Origin of the sequence: Streptomyces odonnellii, assembly GCF_000981895.1 — a bacterium.
In the GTDB taxonomy this organism is placed as follows: domain Bacteria; phylum Actinomycetota; class Actinomycetes; order Streptomycetales; family Streptomycetaceae; genus Streptomyces; species Streptomyces odonnellii.
The window spans coordinates 1-3504 of record NZ_LATD01000345.1 but is presented as its reverse complement, the minus strand read 5'-3'; the positions used below and the strand labels follow the sequence as shown (position 1 = coordinate 3504).

Sequence of the window (3504 nt, the reverse complement as noted above, 5' to 3'; positions counted from 1 at the left end):
GCCCCGCACCGCCACTCCCCCGCACAGCCGCATCGGCCAGCGCGGCTGCGACCGCGGCGTACCGCTCCCCGGCCACGGGCCCGGTCAGCGCATCGAGACTCCGCTCAAGGAACCCCGTATCCACCTGACCGTCCACGAACGACGGATGCCCCAACGCCCCTACGAGCAGCTCCCGGTTGGTCCCGGGCCCATGCACCCGTGCCCTCCGCACGGCATGCCGGAGCTTGCGCAGGGCCTCGCCTCGGGTGGGCGCCCAGACGACGACTTTGGCTAGGAGCGAGTCGTAGTGCACCCCGATGGTGTCCCCGGCGGAGTAGCCGGTGTCGACGCGGAGGCGCGGTGTGCCGGGGGCCGGGGCCCGCCCCGCAGCGGTGGTTCCGGCGAAGTCCAGCGCGTGCAGCGTGCCCGTCTGCGGGGTCCATGCTCGCGACGGGTCCTCCGCGTACAGACGCGCCTCAATCGCGTGGCCGTGCGCGCGCGGCGGCACCGGCGGGAGCGGCATGCCCTCCGCCACCGACAGTTGCAGCGCCACCAGGTCCAGGCCGAAGATCTCCTCCGTCACCGGGTGCTCGACCTGGAGGCGGGTGTTCATCTCCAGGAAGTACGGGCGGCCCTCCGCGGAGACCAGGAACTCGACCGTCCCCGCGCCCGTGTAGCCGACCGCCCGAGCCGCCCGGACCGCCGACTCGTGCAGTGCGGTACGGAGTGCCGGCGGCAGGCCCGGCGCCGGGGCCTCCTCGATGACCTTCTGGTGGCGCCGCTGGAGGGAGCAGTCCCGGGTGCCCAGCGCCCACACCGTGCCCCGCGCGTCCGCGAGGACCTGCACCTCGACATGCCGGGCGCCCTCCACGTACGGCTCCGCGAACACCTCGCCGTCCCCGAACGCCGACCGCGCCTCAGCCGCCGCTGCCGTCAACTCGGCGCCGAGTGCGGAGAGTTCGCGTATGATCCGCATCCCCCGGCCGCCGCCCCCTGCCGCCGCCTTCAGCAGCAGCGGCAGGTCCGCCTCCGTGACCGCGGCCGGATCGACGGGCGCCAGGAGCGGTACGCCCGCCGCCCCCATCAGCTCCTTCGCCCGGGTCTTCGAGGCCATCGCCTCGATCGCGTCCGGCGGCGGCCCGATCCACACCAGCCCCGCGTCCAGCACCGCCCGCGCGAACCCTGCGTTCTCGGAGAGGAATCCGTAGCCGGGGTGTACCGCGTCCGCGCCCGCCGCCAGCGCCGCCTTCACGATCAGATCGCCCCGCAGATACGTGTCGGCGGGCGCCGCCCCCGGCAGCCGTACGGCCGTGTCCGCCTCCCGTACATGCAGCGCGCCCGCGTCCGGATCCGCGTACACCGCGACCGTCCCGATCCCGCGCTCCCGGCAGGTCCGGAAGACGCGGCAGGCGATCTCGCCCCGGTTCGCGACCAGTACAGAAGTGATCAGCACAGCGCCCACAACTCCTCATGTCCGGAAGACATCGGCTCACATCCGATCGACTCACATCCGGAAGACACCGAAGCCTCCCCGGACGCCTTCGACCGGCGCGGTATGGATCGCCGACAGGCACAGACCGAGCACGGTCCGGGTGTCGCGCGGATCGATGATCCCGTCGTCGTACAGCCGCCCCGACAGGAACACCGGCAGCGACTCCGCCTCGATCTGCCGCTCCACCATCGCCCGTACGGCCGCGTCGGCGCTCTCGTCGTACGGCTGCCCCTTCGCCGCCGCCGACGCCCGCGCGACGATCGACATCACCCCGGCGAGCTGCTGCGGCCCCATCACGGCGGACTTGGCGCTCGGCCAGGCGAAGAGGAAGCGCGGATCGTACGCGCGGCCGCACATGCCGTAGTGCCCCGCCCCGTACGACGCGCCCATCAGCACCGACAGATGGGGCACCCGGGAATTGGACACCGCGTTGATCATCATCGCGCCGTGCTTGATGATGCCGCCCTGCTCGTACTCCCTGCCGACCATGTAACCGGTGGTGTTGTGCAGAAACACCAGCGGGATGTCCCGCTGGTCGGCGAGCTGGATGAACTGCGCGGCCTTCTGCGACTCGGCCGAGAACAGCACCCCCTGCGCGTTCGCCAGCACCCCCACCGGGTAGCCGTGCAGCCGCGCCCACCCGGTCACCAGGCTCGGCCCGTACAGCGGCTTGAACTCGTCGAAGTCCGAACCGTCCACCACCCGCGCGATCACCTCGCGCGGGTCGAAGGGGGTCTTCAGATCGCCGGGCACGATCCCGAGCAGCTCGTCCTCGTCGTACTTCGGCGGCGCGGCCGTACCCGGATCGGCGTGCGCCTTGCGCCAGTTGAGGCGCGCGACGATCCGCCGGGCCTGGTGCAGCGCGTCCTGTTCGTCGAGTGCGAAGTGGTCGGCGAGGCCGGACGTACGGGCATGCATCCCGGCGCCGCCGAGCGACTCGTCGTCGCTCTCCTCGCCCGTGGCCATCTTCACGAGCGGCGGCCCGCCGAGGAAGACCTTCGACCGCTCCTTGATCATTACGGTGTGGTCGGACATCCCCGGCACGTACGCCCCGCCCGCCGTGGAGTTGCCGAAGACGACCGCGACGGTGGGGATACCGGCGGCGGAGAGCCGTGTGAGATCGCGGAACAGCGCGCCGCCGGGGATGAAGATCTCCTTCTGGGACGGGAGATCGGCGCCGCCGGACTCGACGAGGCTGATGAGCGGGAGGCGGTTGGCGAACGCGATCTCGTTGGCGCGCAGGGCCTTCTTCAGCGTCCAGGGGTTGGAGGCGCCGCCGCGTACGGTCGGATCGTTGGCGGTGATCACGCACTCGACGCCCTCGACCGTGCCGATACCGGTGACCATGGACGCGCCGACGGGGTAGTCGCTGCCCCAGGCGGCGAGCGGCGACAGCTCCAGGAACGGGGTGTCGGGGTCGAGGAGCAGCTCGATCCGCTCGCGGGCGAGAAGCTTGCCGCGGGCGCGGTGGCGCGCGATGTACTTCTCGCCGCCGCCGGCGAGAGCTTTGGCGTGCTCGGCGTCGAGCTCGGCGAGCTTGGTGAGCATGGCTTCGCGGTGGGCGGCGTAGTGAGAAAACGCCGTGTCCGGGGAGGCGGTGTCGAGGGCGGAGGAAAGCACGGTCACGGGGCGGCCTCCTCGGGTACGGGACCGGCCGGGCGGTCCGTCGTCGCGGTCCTTCGGGTCACAGCAGTACCTCCGGGATGTCCAGGTGGCGGGCGCGCAGCCACTCGCCGAGGGCCTTGGCCTGGGGGTCGAACCGGGCCTGGGCCGCGACTCCCTCGCCGAGCAGCCCCTCCACGGTGAAGTTCAGGGCGCGGAGTCCGGGCAGCACATGGCGGACGACGGTCAGCTCGCGGCTCTCGGGGATGAGCTGCCGGAACCGCTCGGTGGTCAGCGCGTGGGCCAGCCACCGCCAGCCGTCCTCGTCCCGCGCCCACACCCCGACATTGGCATCCCCGCCCTTGTCACCGCTGCGCGCGCCCGCGACGAGGCCGAGGGGGGCGCGGCGGGTGGGGAGCCCGGACGGGAGG

General features: G+C 72.4%; 3 protein-coding genes. All 3 read right to left on the bottom strand.

Going from position 1 to position 3504, the window contains the following annotated elements:
• On the bottom strand, positions 1 to 1429 hold a 1429-nt coding region (locus tag WH07_RS28755), incomplete at its 3' end, for an acetyl-CoA carboxylase biotin carboxylase subunit (RefSeq protein ID WP_046506161.1).
• A 54-nt stretch (positions 1430 to 1483) separates the two neighbouring features.
• Positions 1484 to 3097, bottom strand: coding sequence for an acyl-CoA carboxylase subunit beta (locus WH07_RS28750; RefSeq protein ID WP_046506159.1), 1614 nt, complete (start codon positions 3095 to 3097; stop codon positions 1484 to 1486).
• Between the two features lie 58 nt (positions 3098 to 3155).
• The coding region (locus WH07_RS28745; RefSeq protein WP_046506156.1) for an AtuA-related protein at positions 3156 to 3504 on the bottom strand (349 nt) is incomplete at its 5' end.